Here is a 21,902-nt window from a genome sequence, read left to right as displayed (position 1 = left end):
ACTATTGTAAATGACATCTAATATTATTTTCAAAATTTCTATTCATAATCTGATTTTTATAATTCTTAATAACTTTGCCTGACTGAGCTCTTTTTCCATAATTATTCTCAATTGTAGATTTATCAAATAGAGTTTTGTCTACCTGATCCTTGATAACTGACTTAGCATTAAACGCTGTGGCATTAATAACTTTAAGAGATTTACCTTTTACTAAAATAACTCCTCTACCCTTATCTAATTTTGGAAGTTCATTAATATCAAATGCTAACATTTTGTTTTTTCCATCTAAATCACAAATAATTGCAACTGAATCTGAATCTTTTGTGACTTTAGCAACTCCAATAACAACATCATCACCTTTAACATTCATTACTTTTTTTCCAGTTTTTTTATTAGTTTCAAGGTTCTTCTCTTGGGTAATAAAACCATATCCGCTTTTAGTATAAACAAAAATTTCACTCTCATTATCAAATTTAAAACTATCAATAATTTTTTCATTATCAGCAAGTGATAGGTAAGAAGACATCGGTCTTCCGGTTGAAGATCCTGTTAAAATATTATCTGCTTCAATTGTGTAAAATTTACCAAAATTTGATGCCAATATAACTTTATCATTAGAACGAGCATGCATTAATAAAGAGCTATTTTGATTTCCAATTTGTTCTTCTAAATTTTTTACAAATGATTTCTGCGATTTAATAAAGCCATTTTTAAGAATAGTAATTGTAAGAGGATCGTCAGACTTAATCTCATTATCAAAGGTTTCTTCATTAACGCTTCCAAATTTATCTAATTTTGTTCTTCTTTTTCCTAACAGAGGATCATCTTTAAATTTTTTAATTAAAAAATCTATTTCACTATCAATTTCTTTTTTTTGTAAAGATTTAGAAGATAATAATTTTGTTAAAAAGTTTTTTTCAGATAATAAATCTTTATATTCATCCTTAATTTCTTTTTCTTCTAATTTCCTAAGATTTCTTAATCGCATATCTAAAATTGCGTTAACTTGATTTTGCGTAAATTTAAATTTTTTTATTAACTGTAGTTTTGGATCTTCAGCGTTTCTAATAATTTTAATAATTTTATCTAAATTTTGATAAACTTTTATAAACCCAATTAAAATTTCAATTCTATTTTTAATATTCTTTAATCTAAATTCTGATTTTCTAATTAAAACCTCATAACGATGTGATAAAAAATTTACTAAAACTTCTTTAATAGACATTACTTTTGGCTGAAGCTTTGAATTCAAAACGTTCATATTCAAAGGAATTCTTACCTGTAAATCTGTTTGTCTAAACAAACTTTCCATTAGTACTTCAGGTTTAACATTTCTATTTTTTGGACGAATAACAATTCGAACTAATTGGTCAGATTCATCTATAACATTATCAATTAATTTATTTTTTTTACTTATAATTAGATCTGCTATTTTTTCTATTAAAGTTGATTTAGTTACCTGGTAGGGAATTTCATTTATTGAAATCTGATACTGACTTCTGCCCAAATCCTCAATTTTATAAGAAGATCTAAGTTCAAAAAAACCTTTTCCACTAGTGTATGCTTTTAATATTTCAGACTTATTATTATTTAAAATTCCACCTGTTGGAAAATCAGGCGCTGGTAAAACTTTTAATAATTCTTTAATTGAAACATTTTTGTCATGATTAACAATTTTTAGCGCTTCGCAGATTTCAACAATATTGTGTGGAGGAATACTTGTTGCCATTCCAACTGCAATTCCTGATGCTCCATTTGCTAATAGGTTAGGAAATTTAGCAGGAAATACTAATGGCTCTTGTAAATCACCATCGTATGTACTTTTAAAATCTACCGTTTCCTCATCTATATTTTCAAGTAAAAGTTCAGAAATTTCAGTGAGTTTGGCCTCCGTGTATCTCATGGCGGCAGCGTTATCTCCGTCGATATTTCCAAAATTTCCCTGACCATTTATTAACGGATAACGAATTGAAAAATCTTGGGCCAATCTTACTAATGCATCATAAACGGACTGGTCACCATGGGGATGAAATTTACCAATAACATCGCCGACTACTCTTGCAGATTTTTTAGGTTGTAATTTTGAGCCTAAATTTAAAAGATACATCGCATAAAGCAATCTACGATGAACTGGTTTTAATCCATCTCTAACATCGGGTAATGCTCTATGTGTAATAGTTGACAATGCATACGCTAAATACTTTTGGCTAAACTCAGTTGCTAAAGAAGCATTTAAAATATTGTCTTTATTTTTCATTAAAAAAATTCTCTAATTTTATTCTGTAATAAGGAAATTTAACTTTATTTGGTTCAAATATATAATTTAATAACTGATGCTTATTAATTAAAAATCCATTGTAAATGTCATTATCAGTAAAGGCTGCTGAATTGTCATAAAAATATTGTGGATAACTTACATTTTTATTAAATAATTTTAATGAATCTTTATTTTCTAAATCAACGTTATAACCTAATTCGGACAATAGAAATCTTTCCCATAAAACATATTTTTTAAAAAAATCATCAGAACTTAAAGAATTGAATAAGTCTTCAAAAGAATTATAAACAGGCAAATATACATTTCTCTCGGGTAATATTTTTAGACAAATACTTGTTGCTGATAAAATTGCTGTTAATTTTTTATCATTATCAAAATATTTTGGAGCAACTGCATCCATTAATTCAAAATTATAATAACCAATTGCATCTTCTGATTTTGACTTCCATGTAACTTTAATTTTATTTCCAATATGAATTAGTTTTTTTAACTTAGAAGAAGTTCCTCCATAAATTATACCTTTGTGATGACCGTGATCTTTGGAAAGAATACTTATAATAGAAGAGTTTTCACCGTATATATTAACTCCCAATATGTACCCTTCATCACCCCAGGTCATTGCTTAGATGTTTGTACGTCTAAAAATAAACTAACCTTGTGTTTAAATAATTTTTCAATTTCTTTTCTAGCTGAAATACCAATTTTTTTAATATTACTGCCGTTTTTACCTAAAACAATTTTTTTATGATTATCATTTTTCACATAAATAATTTGGTAAATTTTATAATTTCTATTTTCTTTCTCAAATTTATAAGTCTTAACATAAATCTGATATGGTAATTCTTGATTTAAATATTTAAATACTGCTTCACGCGTAAGTTCAGAAAAAAATACATCTTTAGAAATATTTGTTTCAAAGTTAATAGAACTCTCAAAGTCTCCCTCTGGAAGCTTTGCGACAATTCCATCTAAAAGGTTATTAATATTTTTATTTTTTAACGCTGAAACATAATAAATTTCATCAAAATTTTTAACAAATTTAGATTTATTAATTTGTTCAATTGCATATTCCTGTGAAACTTTATCAATTTTATTAAATACTAAAATTTTTGGTTTTTTAGTATTTTTTAAAATCTTTTCTAGAATTTCTTCATAAAATAAATGAATAGAAATATCTAAAATTATAACAATTACATCTGCTCTTTTAACTTCGACATTAACGTCATTTAAAAAATTAGTGTTATTTTTCTTATTATATAATCCCGGGGTATCTATAAAAATAATCTTATTATCCTTGTGATATTTCACAACTTCTATTGCAAAATTAGTAGTTTGAACTTTATGAGAAACTATAGATATTTTTTTTTTAAAAATTGTATTTAATAAAGTTGATTTACCAGCATTAGTTGGTCCAATTATACATGCATAGCCTATTCTCTTTTTATTCATTCTCTAGACTATTCAATAATGAATCTGCTGCTTTTTGCTCAGCATTTCTTTTTGAGGAACCTTCGCCAGTAAATGATTTGGATTTTTTAATACTCACAGAAACTTTAAAAATAGGTTTATGTGCAGGTCCTGAGGTTGATAAATCTTTATATTTAGGAAGTTCTTTATAAAGTTTTAAAGAAAATTCTTGTAGTTTTGTTTTTGCATCAATTTTAATTTCTCCTGATTGTTTCAATTGATCTTTCCATAAATCAAAAATAAAATTTTCAGCAGCTTCAAAACCTCTATCAATGTAAATGGCCCCTATTAATGACTCACACAAATCACCAAAAATTTTAATATTACCTGTTTTAATTTTTTTTTGTGCTTTGCTAACTGATATAAATTTTAATAAATCGTATTTTTCTAAAACTTTAGCGCAAACTTTTTTGTTAATTAGTGAGGCTAATCTTTTATCAAGCTGTCCTTCTTTATCATTCGGGTATAAATTAATTAATTTTTTAGCAAGCACTAATCCTAAAACTCTATCTCCTAAAAATTCTAAAATTTCATTATTATCAGAATTATCGTTTGAAAAACTTTTGTGTACTAAAGCTTGGCTTAAATATTTTTTATTTAAAAATTTAACACCAATGATGCTCTCTACTTCACTGATCTTGTTATCAGAAATCATTTAATAAATTTTAAGACTCTATTAAATCTTATTGATTTGTGCCATTTCCAAAAAGTAAATAAATTTCCTATTTCTTCATTATTTGAAAAAAATAATATTTGCGCCTTTCCTACTAAATTAAGTTTATCTACATAGCCAACACTTGTTAAATATCTGCTGTCTTGTGAACAATCTCTATTATCGCCCATAAAAAAAAATTTATTTTGAGGTATTGAATAAACATCCGTATCTTTTGAAGAATTTTTTTCGGCATAAGCAGCTAAATAAGACTTTCCATTTGGCAGAGTCTCTAGATAAAAATTTGATTTAATTTTAGATCCACCACAAAGTACAAAATCATTTTTAACAAACTCTCTTTTGATAGGTTTATTATTAATATAAAGGACACTATTAACCATTTGAATTTTATCACCCGGTAGTCCTATTAAACGTTTAATATAATCAGTATCGTTATCTTCGGGAGTTTTAAAAACAATTACTTCTCCTCTTTCTGGTGAAGAAAAGAAAATTCTTTTATCAGAAATATCAGGACTAAAAGGTAAAGAATGTTTGCTGTATCCATAGCTAAATTTTGAAACAAACAATCTATCCCCTACTAACAAATTCTCCTCCATTGATGAGGATGGAATGTAAAAAGGTTGAAAGAAAAAACTTCTAATAAATAAGGCGATTAAAAAAGCAAAGACAAGTGTCTTCACATTTTCAATAATAATTTTTTTCATCGTGAAGTAATTAAGGCTGTTGCTACAGCCCAAGGTTTATCATCAGATAAAGTTAAAAAAATATTATACTTTTTTGAAATTTTGCTAAGAGTCGTTTTTGCCTTACCGTTTACATTCGCATAAGGCTTGCCATTTTTGTCATTATATATTTCGATATTTTTAAAATGAATTCCTTTTGAAAAACCATACCCAATAGCTTTGGAAATAGCCTCTTTAGCAGCAAATCTCTTTGCTATAGTTGCAATATTCTTTGATCTAGTAATTTTACCCTCAATTTTTTTTTCAGTTTCTGTTAAAATTTTATCTAAAAAATGATTACCATACTTAGAATAGATTTTTTTTATTCTATTAATATTTACAATATCTGTTCCAAGTCCAATTATATTCATCTTTTTAAAATCTTATTAAACTTCTTAAGGACATTAGCTATACCAAAAAATATCGACTCCGATATAAAAAAATGACCAATATTTAATTCTGAAATTTCATTAATCGCTGATATTTTTTTTGAAGTTTGATAATTCAAACCATGACCAGCATGAACTCCTAGATTTAAGTTAATACCAAGTTTTGCTGAATTTTTAATTTTAAGAAATTCTTTTTTAATAATTAAACTATTTTTCTCTCTAAAAAATTTACAATATTTTCCGGTATGTAGCTCAATGTTATTTGCACCTAATTCTTTGGCTAAATGAACAGTTTTTAAATCGGGTTCTATAAATAATGAAACTTTAATATTTTTATTTTTTAATAAGTTAATAACTTTTTTTAAATAATTTTTTTTATAATTTAAATTTAAACCACCTTCTGTTGTTACTTCTTTTCTTTTTTCAGGAACAATACATACATATTTAGGCTTAAGTTTTAATGCAATTTGCAACATCTCATGGGTTAACGCCATTTCTAAATTGATTGGGATTTTAATTTTTTTCTTTAACTCAACTAAGTCATGATCTCGAATATGTCTGCGATCTTCTCTTAAGTGAACTGTTATTGAATCTGCACCATTATTTTGAGCTATAATTGCAGCTTTTAGGGGTGACGGATAATCATCTCCTCTTGCATTTCTAACTGTTGCCACATGATCAATATTAAAACCTAATCTAATTCTTTTTCTCATTTAGACTAAATTTCTACTACCTGGCTTTATTGCTGGAATAGATTTTAATTTATTAGGAATTTTATCTTCGCGATAGGTTGGAATATCAAAGGTAATTTGCGAAACAATTTTTGCATTAATCGAACTTTGATTATTAGATCGATCTACAATGCATGCAAATCCGACAACATGTCCTTTATGTTTTTTAATTACTTTTGCACATTCCATGCTTGATTTTCCTGTTGTAATAACATCTTCCACAATTAAAACTTTTGCTCCTGCTTTAATTTCAAAACCACGTCTTAACTGAAATTCTCCATCAACTCTCTCTGTAAAAATTGAAGGAACTTTTAAATGTCTAGCAACTTCATACCCAACAATAATACCTCCCATTGCTGGTGCTACAACTAAATCAATTTTTTTAAAAACTTTCTTTATTTTCTGCGCAAGAGATTTACAAATTAATTCTGATTGTTTTGGATGCATTAATAATTTTGCACATTGCAGATATTGTTCGCTTCTCAAGCCCGATGATAAAATAAAATGCCCTTGTAATAGCGCTTTAGTTTTTACAAAAATTTCTTTAGTTTTTTTTTCTGTCAGCATTTGCTTTTCTATTTCTTATAATTTTAAAATTTATTCCTTGTTGTTTGATCTCTGAAACTAAATTAGTAAAATCTTTTAAGTTTTTAATCTCTAAATCAAAAATGAAACTTATAAAATCATCTTTTTTATCGACTAACTCTACGTTAGAAATATTGCATTTATGCTTTCCTATCATAGTACATACTTCACCCAAAGTTCCTGCTTTGTGACTTAAAAGAACCCATAAACTTGTGTCGTAGGCCTTTTCTTCAGATTTATCTGTGTTTCTTAAACTCCAATATCTTCTAACGGCGGCTCTAGCTTTTCCTGTTTTTGCAATTGATGACCAGTACATTGAAGGTGACGGTTTAGAAGATGTAATAATTTGAACTTCATCGCCATTTTGAAGAATACTTTGTAACGGAGATTCCTTTCCATTAATCTTGCAACCAATACATTTATCTCCAATTTCTGTATGCACAGCATAAGCAAAATCAATAGGTGTGGCATTTGCTGGTAAACGAATAAGAGCGCCTTTTGGTGTAAAACAAAAAACCTGATCCTGGAATAATTGAAGTTTTGTATATTCAAAAAAATGTTCTGGATTTTCACCGCTCTCCAACATCTCTACTAAATCTTTTAACCAGTTATAATCTTTGAGAGTATTATCGCTTACTTTTTCATTAGCTTTATAATTCCAATGAGCAGCCACTCCTCTTTCTGCAAACTCATGCATTTCTTGGGTTCTGATTTGGATTTCTATTTTTTGTCTTTTTGGGCCAATTACCGAAGTATGAATTGATTTATAATTATTAGATTTTGGAACAGAAATATAATCTTTAAATCTTCCAGGAACCATTGACCATTCCGTATGAAAAATGCCCAGCGCGCGATAACACATATCAACATTGTCGAGTATAACTCTAAAACCGACAATATCTGTAATTTGTTCTAAAGAAATTCTCTTGCTTTGTATTTTTCTCCAAATTGAAAAAGGGGTTTTTTCTCTACCTGTTACCTTAGCTTTAATATCTTTTCCTTCTAATAACTTTAAAATTTTTTCTGAAATATCTGAAAAAGTAACTCCTAAACTTTCTTTGTTAAAAATTATACGATCAGTGATTAATTTTCTAGCGTCTGGATTTAAAACATTAAAAGCTAAATCTTCAAGTTCATCACGAAAATTATGCATCCCCATTCTTTCAGCCAATGGAGAATAAATTTCCATAGTTTCTTTTGCTATTCTTAATCTTTTGTCAGGATTGGTAATATTACTGATGGTACGCATGTTATGAAGTCTGTCTGCAAGCTTAACTAGTAAAACTCTAATATCTTTTGATGTTGCTAGTATTAATTTTCTAAAATTTTCAGCAACAGAATACTCTTTTGACTTGTCTTCTAATCTTGAAATTTTTGTAACCCCTTCAACAAGATCAGCTATTTCTTTTCCAAATAATTTATTTACTTCGCTATATGTTGCTTCTGTATCTTCAATAGTATCGTGCAACAAAGCTGTGGTAATGGTGGCTGTATCTACTTTTAAATCACACAAAATTGCAGCAACTGCAATTGGATGTGAGATGTACGGATCTCCAGAAAGTCTTTTTTGATTTTTATGAACATCAAACGCAAAATCATAGGCTTTTTTAACAACATTTTCGTCTATGTAGTTATTATAAACCTTAACTTTGTCTAAGAGTTCTTGCTGATTAAGCATGAACAAAAATATATCAAAATTTTATATAATTGTAATGTTCTTCTTAGTTTCAGCGTCTAAATTTTCAATCAATTGATCTATTTTTTTTCCCGATAGTGGGCTTTTCCAATTTTTATCAATTTCTCTAATTGGATATAAAACAAAACTTCTTTGCTCTAAGCGTGGATGAGGAATTTCTAGAGAAATATTTTTATTAAAAATATTTATTATTTCGCCATTAAAATCCACAATGTCTATATCGCATGTTCTTGGTGCATTAATTTGTTCACGCTTTCGATCAAATTTTTCCTCCACATTAAGAATATATTTAATTAGCTCTTCTGCTGAAAATTTTGTCTCAACAGATATAACGCTATTAATAAATTTTGGGTCCAATTTGTTTGGAACTGCAACACTCTCGTAAAAGCTAGATTTTTTTAATATTTTGATATCGCTATTATTAAAAAATTCATAACATTTTAGTAAAGTTTTTTTACTGTCGCCAAACTTTGAAGCGAGATTTGAACCTAGAGAAAGAAGAATCATAATTAACTTTTTCTAAAAACTCTTGATTTTTCTCTTTCCCAGTCTCTTGCTTTTTTAGTGTGACGTTTGTCATGTTGTTTCTTACCTTTAGCAATAGCAATTTGAACTTTAGCTATTCCTTTATGATTAAAATACATCCTTACAGGAACAACAGTTAATCCCTCTTGATTAATCTTTCCAATAATCTTGTTAATTTGTTTTTTGCTTAATAATAACTTTCTGAGTCTTCTTGGGTCATGATTATTATAGGAAGATTGATTATATTCAGGAATGTAAGAATTTTGTAAAAACAGCTCACCACCTAAATCTGCAGCATACGATTCTGCAATATTACCCTTTCCTAAACGTAAAGATTTAACCTCAGAACCTAATAAAACAATCCCAGCCTCAATTGATTCTAAAAGAAAATAATTAAAACTAGCTTTTCTGTTATTTGCAACTACCTGATAATTGCCTTCATCTTTTTTCATTAATTAAATTAATGAAAGTTTTTTTAATAAATTCTTAATTCTAATTTGGTTTTTCTTACTAACTGTGACCATTGGTAAACGTAAATCTTTTGAACATAATCCTAGTAAACTAACCGCATATTTAACTGGCGCTGGATTTGTTTCGATAAACATTAAATCATGCAAAGGTTTCAAAATTTTATTAATTTCTTTTGCTCTTTGAAAAATAAGCTTGTCTGTTTTGTAATCTAATAAAGTTTGCATTTCGGAACAAAGTCTAGGAGCAACATTTGCTGTAACGGATATACAGCCTACCCCACCTCTTAATTTAAATTCTAACGCATTTAAATCTTCTCCAGTAAATTGAATAAAATCTTTTCCTAATTTTTTTCTTTGTTGAACGGCTCTATTAAGATCGCCAGTCGCATCTTTTACGCCTGTAATATTTTTAAGCTCAAACAAACGAGCCATCGTATCAACACTCATGTCAATTACTGAACGACCTGGAATATTATAAATGAAAATTGGTATTCCGCATTTATTATTAATTGCTTTATAATGTTGATACAAACCTTCCTGTGTTGGTTTGTTATAATAAGGAGTTACAATCAATGCTGCGTTTGCTCCTGCTTTTTCTGCAAATCTTGTTAAATGAATTGCTTCTTCTGTAGAATTTGATCCTGTTCCAGCCATAATAGGAATTCTACCTTTTGATTCACGCACGCAAATTTTAATTATTTCTCTATGTTCAGCATGACTTAAGGTTGGAGATTCTCCTGTTGTACCTCCAGGTACCAAACCGTTTGTACCATTATCAATTTGATGATGAATTAGTTTAACGTAAGCAGCTCTATCTAATCGATTGTTTTTAAATGGTGTAATAAGAGCGGTAAATGATCCTTTAAACATTATATAAATATCTATAAAAAAGCTTTTTTATAATACACTGTTTTTTTAAATAATAAAATTAAATGAACTTTAAATTTGTTGTAATTGTTAATTTATTTTTGCTATTGGGTATGAGTTTTTCTGCATACGCAAAAAATATACCTCCAAAATTAAAACCTGAAAAATTTATAGATAGCTCAGCGTATTCATCAAAAACATCCAAGTTTTTAGACAATTTAACAAAAAATAAAAAAAAAGAACAACCAATCCTAAAACCTAAAGAAGAAGTTTTAATCCAGGAAGAAAAAAGTCAAAAAAAAGAAGAGCCGAAAAAGGAAGTTAAAGAAGTTAAAGAGGTTAAAGAAAAAAAAATACCTGAAAAAAAACAAGAAATACCTAAACCTAAAGAAACAAAAGAAATTAAAAAAAAGGATATCGAAAAAGCTGACGGTACTAAAGACGTAGTTCCAAAGGTAAAACCTAGTGACTTTAAAGTTTTTACTCCCGAACCTAAGGGTGCTTTAGCAACAAAAACTCTTAGTGATAAAGATTTTGAAATAACAAAAGTTGTTTTTAATTATGTAGATAGAAAACAATGGAAATTAGCATTATCAGACGCGCAAAAAATGCAAGACAAAACAATTTATACGCTCGTAAATTGGATGTATTTAATCGATACTCAAAGTGGAGCAAGCTTTAATGAATATATTGCGTTTATAAAAAACCATAAAGATTGGCCAAGAATAAATCGTATAAAATATCTAGCAGAACACAAAATTAACTTTGATAACAATTCACCTTCTTCAATTATAGAATATTTTAGTAACAACCCTCCTCTAAGTGGTTTTGGTAGATTGAGATTAGCAGAGGCGTTTTTAGAAAATAATCAAACTGAAAAAGCTAGAAACTTAGTTAAAGATGGTTTTAAAGATGCTGAGTTAAGTAAGAATGATCTAAAATATTTCTCAAAAATATTTAAAAAGTTTTTAACTCATCAGGACTACGTTTTAAGAGCAGATTATTTCGCTTATGAAGCAAAATATAAAGATTTAAAAGATACGATATATTATTTAAATCCTGATTATCAAAAATTATATAATGCTAGGGCCGCGCTATTTACTAAAAGATCAGCTGATAATTTAATATCTCAAGTACCACAATCTTTAAAAGAAGATCCTGGTTTAATTTATGACAGAATTAAATGGCGAAGAAAGAAAGCAAGATTTGATGATGCGCTAACTCTAATGAATCAAAGTGCATCAGACTCTTTGATGAGAAATGAATATCTGGCTAAAGAAAGACTATCAGTTGCAAGAGATAAGATTTCAGACAAAGAATATAAAGTAGCATACGAAATTTTAAAAGATCACAGATTAAATGAAGGTGCAGATTATGCTGAAATTGAATGGCATCTTGGTTGGCTTGCTTTAAGTTTTACTAATCAAGCAGATTTAGCTCTTAATCATTTTTTAAAAATGAATGCGGCGGTTTCTTATCCGATATCTAAAGCAAGAGCGGCTTATTGGATTGGAAGAACGTATAAAAAATTAGGTCAAACAAATCAATCAAACACATGGTTTAGAACGGGTTCTCAATATGGAGCCACATTTTATGGTCAACTTTCACATATAGAATTAAATGAAAAAAGATTTTCAATAAATAATAATTTTAAATTTAGTGAAGATAAATATGAAGAATTTAAAAAAAGTAACCCTCTAGCAAAATCAGTTATCGTATTGAAGGAGTTAAATAGATCTAGATATACAAAGGATATATTGAGACATCTTGGTGATGTTGAACAAAACAGAACCTTTGAAGAAATCTCAATGGCAGGTGTGTTAGCACAAGAAATCGAAAGATTAGATTTTGCAATACAAATTGCAAAGAATGCTTCTTATAAAAATTTAAACTTTTTAGAAATAAGTTTTCCAAGAATAGAAGTTCCTAAACAGGTAAAAAACCAAAAGATATTAGATAGTTCTGTTATTTTAGCTTTAATAAGACAAGAAAGTGAATTTGATACTTCTGCGAACTCTAGAGTTGGTGCAAAAGGTTTAATGCAAATTATGCCGGCAACAGCAAGATTGTTAAGCAAAGTAACCAACGTTGAATTTTCTAGAGAAAAATTAACAAAGAATAAAGACTACAACTTAGCACTTGGCTCATATTATATTTCAGATCTTGATGATCTTTTTGGCTCTCACTATCTGGCGTTTGCAGCCTATAATGCTGGTCCTCATCGTGTTGAAAAATGGATTAAGACATATGGTGATCCAAGAAGAAAACAGATTGATGCAATTGATTTTATTGAACTTATACCATTCCATGAAACAAGAAATTATGTGCAAAGGGTTAGTGAAAATATAAACGTATATGAATATTTAAATGACCCAGGAAACGCTACCAATAAAATTGAAAAAATTTTATATCGATAATTATTTTTTAGTTACCTTATAAGAATAAGATAATGCTGCAAAAACTGCAGCATAATTTAGATAAGAAACAAAAAAAGACATAAAATCAAAAAAAGGTTTTAAAAATTTATAAAAACCTTGCATATTCTCCAATAAATATACTTGTACTGCAAAAATTAAGTAGGTGGGCAAAATAAAAGCTAGAGTAATAATTAAAAATATTACAAATAATTTTCCAGAAAAATCATTAAATTCTTTTCCTGAAAAAATACTAATTGATTTATTTAAAGATATTTTTGGTAAAATTAAAATTAATTTAAAAGCTAGATAAATAGTTGGGATTAATAATAACGCAAGGTACCTACTGTCAACTCCAAACATAGTGCTAATTTCATTTCTATCTAAATAATATTTAAAAAAAGCAGGACTTAATGCTAAAGAAGAAATTAAGGTACTATAGAATAGATATTTAATATTATTTAAGTCAAACATTTTAAACAATGGATTAAATATAGTTTGATTTAACAAAATATCTCTATGAACTTTATAACCAATTGTACTGATAACCAATCCCATAAGAGCGAAAATAATAAAAAATGTAAATTTAGTTGCGATACTTTTTAAAACTAAAAAATACAAAGCATTAAAAATTATTGTAAGGAATAAAACAGTAAAAAAACTTTCTCTAAATATTTTTTTAATATCTTTAAATATGTAAGAAAAAGATTTAGAAACTATTTCGCTTATACTAAGAATATCATTCATATCTTTGGCGGAGAGAGAGGGATTCGAACCCTCGATACGACTTTTCAATCGTATAACGGTTTAGCAAACCGCCGCCTTCAGCCTCTCGGCCATCTCTCCTAATTTTGATAATTTTTATAAATAAGGATATACCTGCTTTGATATATGACTACAACTCACTGGATTTATCTTATTGTTGCAGGCATTTTTGAAATTGGATGGCCCCTTGGATTAAAGCTATCAGCTATTCCATCATATAAAGTATTAGGACCTATTATTTCAGTTTTATCTATGACCATAAGCGGTATTTTATTATGGCTTTCTCTTAAAGGAATATCTATCGGAACAGCTTATGCTGTGTGGACTGGAATTGGAGCTGCTGGAACTTTTATTATTGGAGTTTTGTTCTTTAATGATCCGTCAATTCTTTTAAGGTGGATTGGAGTATCTTTAATCGTTCTTGGAGTTATATTTCTTAAAGTTGCTTAATATAATAATTTTTATTTTGGAGCATCTATTACTAAAACTTCACAATCTTCGTTGGCTTTAATTTTAAATTCATTAATACCTAAAATTTCAGCAGCATCTCCTTTTTCTAATACTTTTTCATCTAAACTAACGCTTCCATAAGAGCATAATAAATAAGCCTGATGTTTAATATTATAAATAATTTCATCCCCTTTATTTATTTTTCCACCATAAATATAAGCATCTTGGTAAATTCCTAATGTTCCTTCTTTGTAATTTTTTCCAAATCCAGAAACTAAAAGATTAAGCTTATTTTTAACAGGATCTTTTGGAAATTGTTTTGCTTCCCATCTAGGTTTAACTCCAGTTTTGTTAGGATTAATCCAGATCTGATAAATATTTGTTTCTTTATCTTCTAAATTATACTCTGAATGAATAACTCCTGTGCCTGCACTCATAACCTGAATATCTCCGGCCTCAGTTCTGCCTTCGTTATTTTGATTGTCTGTATGAGTGATTGCGCCGGAGCGAACATAAGTGATAATTTCCATGTCGTTATGTTGGTGTGGATCAAAGCCTTTTTTAGCTTTTATAATATCGTCATTAATAACTCGAATTGTACCAAAACCCATTCTTTTAGGATTGTAATAAGATGCAAAACTAAAATGATGTTTTGCTTTTAACCAGCCATGGTCAGCTCCGCCTAGATCTTTATACTTAATAACCGAAACCATTATTTATTATGACTTTTGGGCTCTTTTGCGCTCGTGTTCAAGTAAGAATCTTTTTCTTATACGAATGGACTTTGGTGTAACTTCAACAAGTTCATCATCATTAATAAACTGAAGTGAATATTCTAAAGTTGTTTTAATTGGAGGAACAATAACCAAAGCTTCATCAGCAGTAACTGATCTTACATTGGATACTTTTTTTCCAATTAGTGGATTAACTATTAAATCGTTATCTCTATTATGTATTCCAATAACTTGTCCTGCGTAAATTTCATCTCCGTGAGATATGAAGAAACGTCCACGCTCTTGAAGATGAAATATGCCATAAGTAACTGCTTTACCTTGGTCTTTTGAAATTAGAACACCATTATTTCTTTCACCCAACGATTGGTTAATTTTAGGACCATAATGATCGAAGGAATGGTACATCAAACCAGTTCCGGAAGTAGTTGATAAAAAATCTGAACGAAAACCAATTAAACCTCGTGTGGGAATAACGTAATCTAATCTAACTCTGCCTCTACCATCAGAGACCATATTTTTTAAATCCCCTTTTCTCTCGCCAAGTTTTTCCATAATTTTACCTTGATTTTGCTCTTCAATATCAATTGTTAAAGCTTCAAAAGGTTCTTGGTCTTGTCCGTCTACTTTTTTAATAATTACTTCAGGTCTAGAGATTGCAAGCTCATAGCCTTCTCTTCTCATGTTCTCGATTAAAATTGATAAATGCAGTTCTCCTCTTCCTGATACTCTATATTTATCTGGGCTTTCGGTTTCAGTAACTCGAAGGGCAACGTTATGAATAAGTTCTTTATCTAATCTGTCTTTAATGTTTCTTGTTGTAACATATTTTCCTTCTTTGCCAGCAAATGGAGATGTGTTGACTTGAAAAGTCATGCTAATTGTTGGCTCATCAACAACAAGTGGTGGGAGTGCCTCAACTTGTTTTGGATCGCAAACTGTATCAGAAATTTTAACTCCATCGATTCCAGAAAACATAATAATTTCTCCGGCAGATGCTTCTTGTTTTTCAATTCTTGCTAATCCTAAAAATCCTAAAATTTGTAAAATTTTTCCGTTTTTAATTTTTCCTTCTTTATTAATGATTGAAACGTTATCGTTTACTTTAATAGTTCCTCTTTGAATTCTTCCAATTCCAATAACACCAACATAACTTGAATAATCAAGAGAGCTCACTTGCATTCTAAAAGGTCCTTCAAGATCCACTTTTGGATGTGGAACGTTATCAACAACACATTGAAATAAAACACTCATATTATGTTCAGCCTTTTTAGGCTCTTTTGCTGCCCATCCTTGAATTGCCGATGTATAAATAATTGGAAAATCTAGTTGTTCAGAAGTTGCTCCTAATTTATCAAACAGATCAAAAGTTTGATCTAATGCCCAATCAGGTCTTGCTCCATCTCTATCTACTTTATTAATTACTACAATTGGACGTAGTCCAAGTTTTAAAGCTTTTGATGTTACAAATCTTGTTTGTGGCATTGGTCCATCTACTGCATCAACTAGAAGCAAAACAGAATCCACCATAGAAAGACCACGTTCTACTTCTCCACCAAAGTCAGCGTGACCAGGTGTATCAATAATATTTATTTGATAACCATTCCAAGTTAAGGAAGTATTTTTTGCAAGAATTGTAATACCTCTTTCTTTTTCAATTTCATTAGAATCCATTATTCGCTCTTCAGCCATCTCGGATGCTTTTAATGTTCCAGAATCTCTTAATAGTTTATCGAGAAGTGTAGTTTTACCGTGATCGACGTGTGCAATAATTGCGATGTTACGAATTTTTTTAATATCTGTTGCCATGAAGAGTGTCTATCTAAACTAGAATTGTATTTATTCAACTAAAATGTAGATATTTTAATCATCATCAGAAAAGTAAATTCTTTGATTTAGTTGTTTTCTGGAGTTCTCAAATTTTTTTCTATGTTTAATGCTTTGATTATGGGTTCTTTTTCTCCATAATTTAAATGAACTTTCTTTTAAGTTCTTTCTCATTATTTTTATAACTTCAGACTCGGATCTTCCTGTTTTTTCTTTGATATCTTCAAAAGTAATTCGGTCAGCCCAAGCAGCCCAAATAATCCAAGTAATAGAATTTTTATCTGGTGGTTCTGGATTTGCAGTTCGTGTAATAGGTCGAAGACCCTTTTTCATTTATTTTTTTGATTTTAAAAAACTAATCATAGTATTTGAATCGCTTAGATCAAATTTACCATCTGCATCAACAAACATTTTTTCAATTGTTTTATCTTTAACATAGATTGAATATCTTTTTGAACGCTGGCCCATGCCAGCAGCTGATCTATCAGTCACCATTTCCATAGCTTTAGTAAATTCCATATTAGCATCCGGTAACATTTTAACTTTTTTAAGATCTAAATTCTTAGCCCAAGCTTTCATTACAAATGGATCATTGGCACTTAAACAATAAACCTCATCAATGCCTAATTTTTTTAATTCATCATAATTTAACTCATAACCTGGTAGATGATAATCATTGCAGGTTGGTGTGAAAGCTCCAGGAAGAGCAAATAAAACTATATTTTTATTTTTAAAAATATCATCTGTAGTTATTGTAATAAAATCTTTTTCAGGACGAATTACAAATTTAACATTTGGTACTTGTTTGCTCATGCTGATACTCTTTGTAATGAATTTGATTTTAATTTGCCACTTGTTTTTTGTGAAGCTCTCATTCTAAATCTAAATTTTTGTTTATCTGTTAATTTATCAAAACAATTTGGACAGCTTACGTCTTTTTCATATTTTGGAGATTTAATATCTTTCTTTTTCATAGGAGTTCTACAGCCTGCGCAAATTAAGTAACTTCCTTGTTTTGAATTATTTACAACAGTAACTCTTTCATCAAATACAAAGCACTCCCCATTCCATAAAGATTCTTTTTCAGGAACATTATTTAGATAATTTAAAATTCCACCTTTTAATTGGTAAACATTTTTAAATCCTCTTTTAAATAAATAGCTTGCAGCTTTTTCACAACGAATTCCGCCTGTACAAAACATTGCTATTTTTCTGTCTTTGTCATCATGGAGTTTTTCAAAATATTGTGGAAATTTTCTAAAATCATTAATTTTAGGATTTATCGCTTTTTCAAATGTACCGAGCTCACTTTCAAACGATTTTCTAACGTCAACAACAGTGACATCATTTGATAAAATTAATTTATTCCAATCTTCAGGTTCTATTCTATTTTGAAATTTATATTTATCATCATTAAACATTTCGTTTAATGGAACTACTTCATTTTTAATTTTAATTTTTGCTCTTTTAAACGGAACAAAATCAACATCGCATTCATTAATAGTATCAAATTCTTTAAATAAAAATCTTTCTTTTAAGAGCTTAATTAATAAATCAATATTAGATTGTTTTCCTGAAACGCTGCCATTAATTCCTTCTAAAGAAAAAATAATGCTACCTTTTAATTTGTTATCAATAAGAAACTTTTTAAAAGTTAATTTATTATCAATAGGAATTCTAATTTTAACAAATTTATAAAAACTAATTAATCTTAACATTTTATAACTTTCTACAAATAGTCATGCCGTCCGCTATAGATAATATCATACTCTCAGTTCCCTTAAAGTCCTTAACAAATCTATTAAATTCTCTAATAGAATTTGTTTGGTCATCTCTAATATTCTCGTCTGCAACTTTTCCTTTCCAAAGTGTATTATCAACAATAATAATTCCGTCTTTCTCTAAAAGTTCAAGTGATTTTAAAAAATAATTCATGTAATTTTTTTTGTCAGCATCAATAAAAATTAGATCAAAAATCTTATCTTGATTAATAAACTCTTCCATTGTCTCTAACGCTGGCGCTAAAATAAAATCAATTTTTTTACTAACACTATGTTTGCTCCAATATTTTTTCGCAATATCAGTATTTTTTTTATCAATATCTAAACTAACAATAGATCCATTCTCCGGAAGAGCTAATGCCATGGTTAATGCGCTGTAGCCTGTAAAAGTTCCAATTTCTAAACAGTTCTGAATATTTGAACTTTTAATAATAAACTGAAGTAGCGCTCCTTGATCTGGGCTGATTTGCATTGTTGCAGCATTGCCTAGATTTTTTTCTGTATATTCTCGAAGTTCTTTTTGCAAAGGATGTTCATTAATACCTGTTTTAAAAAGGTAATTCTGTAATTCGGGTAAATTTTCAATCGACTTAAACACTTTATGAAAGTTTTTTCTTTAAAATATCATTAACTAAAGCTGGATTAGCTTTGCCTTTGGATTCTTTAATTACAGAACCTACAAAGAAACCAAATAATTTATCTTTACCTGATTTATATTCTTCAACCTTATCACCATTATCTTTTAACACTTTTTCAATAATTTTTTCTAATTCACCAACATTGCTTTCTTGGATAAGCCCCTTTTCTTCAACGATAACTTTTGGATCTCTATTATCGTTAATCATTAATTCAAAAACTTCTTTTGCAATTCTTCCTGAGATCGTATTGTTTTTTATTAAATCTATTAATTTTGCTAAATTTTTAGATGAAATTGGTGAATCTTTAATTGATTTTCCAACTTTATTTAAAGCTGCAAATAAATCACCAATCACCCAATTAATTGCAAGTTTTACATCAGAATTTTTTGCAATATCTTCAAAATAATCTGAAGTGTCTTTATCTGATATTAAAACTCCAGCCTCATAACTTGAAAGTTTATAATCTTTAATTAAACGCTCTTTTTTATCATCCGGTAATTCTGGTAATTTTTGTTTAATTCCATCTACAAAAGATTGATCAAATTTTAAAGGGGGAAGATCTGGATCAGGGAAATATCTATAGTCATGAGCATCTTCTTTGCTACGCATCTGACGAGTTTCGTTTTTTTTAGTGTCAAATAATCTTGTTTCTTGGTCAATTTTTTTACCTTCTTCTAGTAATTCAATTTGTCTTTTTGCTTCATACTGAATGGCTTGCTGCATAAACTTTATTGAATTAACGTTTTTAATTTCACAACGTGTTCCAAAGTCTTTGCTACCTACTTTTCTAACAGATACGTTAACATCTGCTCTTAATGAGCCTTCTTCCATATTCCCATCACAAGTTCCTAAATAACGCATAATTGATCTTAATTTTTTAATATATTCAGCAACCTCTTCTGGTGATCTTAAGTCTGGCTTGCTTACAATTTCCATCAATGCAACGCCTGATCTATTTAAATCAATAAAGGTTTTTGTTGGATCTTGATCGTGTAAACTTTTTCCAGCGTCCTGCTCAAGATGAAGTCTCTCAATTCCAATTTTTTTAGTTCCATAAGGCATATCAAGAATTACTTCTCCTTCGCCAACGATTGGATGTTTAAATTGAGAGATTTGATAACCTTGGGGCAAATCTGCATAAAAATAATTTTTTCTATCAAAAACTGAAAGTAAATTAATCTTAGCTTTCAATCCAAGTCCTGTCTTAACTGCTTGTTCAACGCAAAATTCATTAATCACAGGTAACATTCCTGGCATTGCCGCATCGATTAAACTTACTTGTGAATTTGGCTCTGATCCAAATTTAGTTGCAGAAGATGAAAATAATTTTGCATTTGAACTAACTTGTGCATGCACTTCGAGTCCAATTACGACTTCCCATTTTCCTGTTTCCCCAGAAATATAGTAATTAAATTCTTTATCGTTCATTACATCCACCAATCTTTTACTTGGGATTTAAAATTAACTTGCTGCTCTATCGAATAAGCGGTGTTTAACAATGTTTGTTCATCAAAAGATTTGCCAAATAATTGCAATGCTAAAGGTAGTCCGTCTTTATTATATTTTATTGGTAAAGATATTGCTGGGAGACCCGCTAAGTTTGCGGTTACTGTGAATATATCGTTTAAATACATAGCAATTGGATCATCTGTCTTTTCTCCAAATTTAAAAGCTGGCGTTGGTGTTGTTGGTGTTAAAATAACATCAACATCTTTATATGCATTATCAAAATCCATTTTAATTAAATTTCTAACCTTTTGAGCTTTTAAATAATAAGCATCATAATAACCTGATGATAAAACGTAAGTTCCAATCATAATTCTTCTTTTAACTTCAGTACCAAAACCTTTGGATCTGGTATTTTCATACATCTCAGTTAAATCTTTTCCTTCTGCTCTAAGTCCGTATCTAACACCATCGTATCTTGCTAAATTTGATGAGGCTTCAGCTGGTGCAATAATATAATAAGTCGGAAGAGCATATTTTGTGTGTGGTAATGAAATATCTTTAATAACTGCACCATTATCTTTTAAAATTTTAATTCCTTCTTGCCATAAATCATCAACTTCCTTTGGCATATTATCAACGCGATATTCTTTGGGAACCCCAACTCTTAAACCTTTAACATTATTTTTAATTGAATTTAAAAAAGAACTCTTAGGTTTGTTTGCCGATGTTGAATCTTTTTCATCATAACCAGAAATGACATCGAGCATTAAGGCAGCATCTCGTACATCTTTTGTCATAGGCCCTGCTTGATCTAAAGACGATGCATAGGCAACTATCCCCCATCTAGAACAGCGCCCATAAGTAGGCTTTAAACCTACAATGCCTGTAAATGCAGCGGGTTGTCGAATACTTCCACCAGTATCCGTTCCAACGGTAGCACTTGTTAAATCAGCAGCAACGGCACTAGCACATCCTCCTGATGATCCTCCTGGTACAAGGTTTTCATTATTTAAACGATATGGATTTAAAACATTTCCAAAACTACTAGTCTCATTTGATGAGCCCATTGCAAATTCATCTGAGTTTAATTTTCCAATTAAAATTGCATCTTCATTCCAAAGTTTTTCTGTAACAGTAGATTCATAAGTTGGAATAAAATTTGATAAAATTTTACTTGATGCAGTTGTTTTTATCCCTTTTGTGCAAAATAAGTCCTTAACGGCAATAGGGGCTCCAACTAAAACTTTATCTAATTTTTTACTAGCATCTATTTTTTTAGCTTTATTAACTGCATTTTCTAAATCCTTAGTATTAAAACAGTTTAATTTATCAGACTTTTCTATTCTCTTAACATAAGCGCTGACTAATTCTGCAGCGCTGCATTTTTTTTCTTTAACGTGCTTTATGCTTTCAACTAATGTTAGTTTTGTAAGATCGGTCATAT

The 21,902-nt window shown here is 29.2% G+C and carries 23 protein-coding genes and 1 tRNA gene; 2 read left to right on the top strand and 22 right to left on the bottom strand.

Features of this window, described 5'->3' with window-relative positions; all coding sequences use genetic code 11:
- Position 1: 1 nt before the first annotated feature.
- The 12 genes from parC to dapA are packed head-to-tail and all read right to left on the bottom strand — an operon-like array spanning position 2 to position 10,406.
- Positions 2-2,257, bottom strand: a complete 2,256-nt coding sequence (gene parC, locus AC8GER_RS02385) for a DNA topoisomerase IV subunit A (RefSeq protein WP_506598350.1) — start codon at positions 2,255-2,257, stop codon at positions 2-4.
- The gene (recO, locus tag AC8GER_RS02380) at positions 2,247-2,897 is read right to left on the bottom strand and encodes a DNA repair protein RecO (protein WP_506598349.1); all 651 of its coding nucleotides are present in this window, start codon (positions 2,895-2,897) and stop codon (positions 2,247-2,249) included. The genes parC and recO overlap by 11 nt, the downstream gene beginning before the upstream one ends.
- The gene (gene era, locus AC8GER_RS02375; RefSeq protein ID WP_506598348.1) at positions 2,894-3,727 is read right to left on the bottom strand and encodes a GTPase Era; all 834 of its coding nucleotides are present in this window, start codon (positions 3,725-3,727) and stop codon (positions 2,894-2,896) included. Before era ends, recO begins: the two co-directional genes overlap by 4 nt.
- Positions 3,720-4,400, bottom strand: a complete 681-nt coding sequence (gene rnc, locus AC8GER_RS02370) for a ribonuclease III (RefSeq protein WP_506598347.1) — start codon at positions 4,398-4,400, stop codon at positions 3,720-3,722. Before rnc ends, era begins: the two co-directional genes overlap by 8 nt.
- Entirely contained in the window at positions 4,397-5,122 is a 726-nt protein-coding gene (gene lepB / locus AC8GER_RS02365) for a signal peptidase I (protein ID WP_506598346.1), read from the bottom strand. The genes rnc and lepB overlap by 4 nt, the downstream gene beginning before the upstream one ends.
- A complete protein-coding gene (acpS, locus tag AC8GER_RS02360) occupies positions 5,119-5,511 on the bottom strand; it encodes a holo-ACP synthase (RefSeq protein WP_506598345.1) in 393 nt (130 codons plus the stop codon). The genes lepB and acpS overlap by 4 nt, the downstream gene beginning before the upstream one ends.
- The gene (locus AC8GER_RS02355) at positions 5,508-6,242 is read right to left on the bottom strand and encodes a pyridoxine 5'-phosphate synthase (RefSeq protein ID WP_506598344.1); all 735 of its coding nucleotides are present in this window, start codon (positions 6,240-6,242) and stop codon (positions 5,508-5,510) included. Before AC8GER_RS02355 ends, acpS begins: the two co-directional genes overlap by 4 nt.
- Entirely contained in the window at positions 6,243-6,827 is a 585-nt protein-coding gene (gene pyrE / locus AC8GER_RS02350; protein WP_506598343.1) for an orotate phosphoribosyltransferase, read from the bottom strand.
- Positions 6,805-8,523, bottom strand: coding sequence for a bifunctional (p)ppGpp synthetase/guanosine-3',5'-bis(diphosphate) 3'-pyrophosphohydrolase (locus AC8GER_RS02345; RefSeq protein ID WP_506598342.1), 1,719 nt, complete (start codon positions 8,521-8,523; stop codon positions 6,805-6,807). Before AC8GER_RS02345 ends, pyrE begins: the two co-directional genes overlap by 23 nt.
- 21 nt (positions 8,524-8,544) lie before the next feature.
- Entirely contained in the window at positions 8,545-9,048 is a 504-nt protein-coding gene (gene folK / locus AC8GER_RS02340) for a 2-amino-4-hydroxy-6-hydroxymethyldihydropteridine diphosphokinase (RefSeq protein WP_506598341.1), read from the bottom strand.
- 2 nt (positions 9,049-9,050) lie between these two features.
- Positions 9,051-9,518 (bottom strand): SsrA-binding protein SmpB, encoded by a 468-nt coding sequence (gene smpB, locus AC8GER_RS02335; protein ID WP_506598340.1) that lies wholly within the window; start codon positions 9,516-9,518, stop codon positions 9,051-9,053.
- Positions 9,519-9,521: 3 nt separating this feature from the next.
- Entirely contained in the window at positions 9,522-10,406 is an 885-nt protein-coding gene (dapA, locus tag AC8GER_RS02330) for a 4-hydroxy-tetrahydrodipicolinate synthase (RefSeq protein ID WP_506598339.1), read from the bottom strand.
- 62 nt (positions 10,407-10,468) lie between these two features.
- On the opposite strand from dapA, the gene AC8GER_RS02325 reads away from it, so the two are divergent.
- Positions 10,469-12,820: a lytic transglycosylase domain-containing protein gene (locus tag AC8GER_RS02325; protein WP_506598338.1), complete on the top strand. Its 2,352-nt coding sequence runs from the start codon at positions 10,469-10,471 to the stop codon at positions 12,818-12,820.
- Here AC8GER_RS02325 and AC8GER_RS02320 read toward each other — a convergent pair whose 3' ends face one another.
- Together AC8GER_RS02320 and AC8GER_RS02315 are read right to left on the bottom strand one after the other, a co-directional pair.
- A complete protein-coding gene (locus AC8GER_RS02320) occupies positions 12,821-13,564 on the bottom strand; it encodes a hypothetical protein (RefSeq protein WP_506598337.1) in 744 nt (247 codons plus the stop codon).
- Positions 13,565-13,569: 5 nt separating this feature from the next.
- Positions 13,570-13,663, bottom strand: a tRNA-Ser gene (locus AC8GER_RS02315).
- 45 nt (positions 13,664-13,708) lie between these two features.
- Here AC8GER_RS02315 and AC8GER_RS02310 point away from each other — a divergent pair.
- Complete coding sequence (locus tag AC8GER_RS02310; RefSeq protein ID WP_506598336.1) at positions 13,709-14,032, top strand: DMT family transporter; 324 nt, start codon at positions 13,709-13,711, stop codon at positions 14,030-14,032.
- Positions 14,033-14,043: 11 nt separating this feature from the next.
- Here AC8GER_RS02310 and AC8GER_RS02305 read toward each other — a convergent pair whose 3' ends face one another.
- From AC8GER_RS02305 to gatA, 8 genes are read right to left on the bottom strand one after another with little or no spacing between them, the layout of a single operon-like run.
- Entirely contained in the window at positions 14,044-14,745 is a 702-nt protein-coding gene (locus AC8GER_RS02305; protein WP_506598335.1) for a pirin family protein, read from the bottom strand.
- A 6-nt stretch (positions 14,746-14,751) separates the two neighbouring features.
- Positions 14,752-16,572, bottom strand: coding sequence for a translational GTPase TypA (gene typA, locus AC8GER_RS02300; RefSeq protein WP_506598334.1), 1,821 nt, complete (start codon positions 16,570-16,572; stop codon positions 14,752-14,754).
- 54 nt (positions 16,573-16,626) lie between these two features.
- Entirely contained in the window at positions 16,627-16,923 is a 297-nt protein-coding gene (locus tag AC8GER_RS02295; RefSeq protein WP_506598333.1) for a TIGR03643 family protein, read from the bottom strand.
- Complete coding sequence (locus tag AC8GER_RS02290) at positions 16,924-17,403, bottom strand: peroxiredoxin (RefSeq protein WP_506598332.1); 480 nt, start codon at positions 17,401-17,403, stop codon at positions 16,924-16,926.
- Complete coding sequence (trhO, locus tag AC8GER_RS02285) at positions 17,400-18,308, bottom strand: oxygen-dependent tRNA uridine(34) hydroxylase TrhO (protein WP_506598331.1); 909 nt, start codon at positions 18,306-18,308, stop codon at positions 17,400-17,402. Before trhO ends, AC8GER_RS02290 begins: the two co-directional genes overlap by 4 nt.
- Position 18,309: 1 nt before the next feature.
- Positions 18,310-18,969, bottom strand: coding sequence for an O-methyltransferase (locus AC8GER_RS02280; protein ID WP_506598330.1), 660 nt, complete (start codon positions 18,967-18,969; stop codon positions 18,310-18,312).
- A 1-nt stretch (position 18,970) separates the two neighbouring features.
- Complete coding sequence (gene gatB, locus AC8GER_RS02275; protein WP_506598329.1) at positions 18,971-20,437, bottom strand: Asp-tRNA(Asn)/Glu-tRNA(Gln) amidotransferase subunit GatB; 1,467 nt, start codon at positions 20,435-20,437, stop codon at positions 18,971-18,973.
- A complete protein-coding gene (gene gatA / locus AC8GER_RS02270; protein ID WP_506598328.1) occupies positions 20,437-21,900 on the bottom strand; it encodes an Asp-tRNA(Asn)/Glu-tRNA(Gln) amidotransferase subunit GatA in 1,464 nt (487 codons plus the stop codon). Before gatA ends, gatB begins: the two co-directional genes overlap by 1 nt.
- Between the last annotated feature and the right edge of the window lie 2 nt (positions 21,901-21,902).

This window comes from Fontibacterium abundans (SeqCode), from assembly GCF_965235095.1.
GTDB lineage: Bacteria > Pseudomonadota > Alphaproteobacteria > Pelagibacterales > Pelagibacteraceae > Fontibacterium > Fontibacterium abundans.
This window is presented reverse-complemented; position numbering and strand designations above follow the sequence as displayed.